This is a genomic window from Vibrio sp. Y176 (assembly GCF_033438945.1).
This window is the reverse complement of sequence record NZ_JAWOQS010000389.1, coordinates 1-774: the sequence shown is the minus strand read 5'-3', so window position 1 is coordinate 774 and position 774 is coordinate 1. Positions and strand designations below refer to the sequence as shown.

Annotated in this window: 1 pseudogene; it reads left to right on the top strand. The window is 46.9% G+C overall.

Annotation, left to right across the window (positions count from 1 at the left end):
* A pseudogene (locus tag R7O13_RS26235) lies at nucleotides 1–774 on the top strand (aspartate kinase); the annotation flags it as partial.

Genomic DNA, 774 nt, shown 5'->3' with positions numbered 1-774 from the left:
GCTAATATTCTAGAAACCTGCCAATACGGACAGTTTTCTCTGCGTCACTATCTGCCACAAATTCGCGAGTTTCTATCGTCGATTGGTGAAGCGCACAGTGCGTACAATACAGCGCTTAAGCTGAAAAACATGGGCATCAATGCGAGGTTTGTGGATCTCTCTGGTTGGGATAATCAGGAACCAAGAAATCTCGATGATTCCATTCGCGACGCGTTTGCTGATATCGATGTGACCAAAGAACTGCCTATCGTCACGGGTTATGCATACTGCAAAGAAGGTTTGATGCACACTTATGACCGGGGCTACAGTGAAATGACGTTCAGTCGTATTGCAGCTATCACCAAAGCAGACTTAGCCATCATCCATAAAGAATATCATTTGAGCTCAGCAGACCCGCGCGTGGTCGGCCCAGAGAAAGTGTTGCCAATTGGAAGCACGAACTACGATGTAGCGGATCAACTTGCTAACTTGGGCATGGAGGCGATTCATCCCAATGCTGCCGCTGGTTTGCGCGAAAGTGGGATTGAGCTGCAAATCAAAAACACGTTTGAGCCAGAACATGAAGGTACGTTGATATCTTCAGGGTATCGCCCAGAAGAAGACAAAGTGGAAATCATCGCCGGTAAAGAAAAGGTCTTCGCACTGCACTTGTTCGATCAAGCTATGGTCGGCAAGGTTGACAACGTGAGCTACGAATTGATGGAAATCATCTCTGATGCACGCGTCAGCTTGATCGGTAAAGAGATGAACGCTAACTCGATTACGTATTACCTT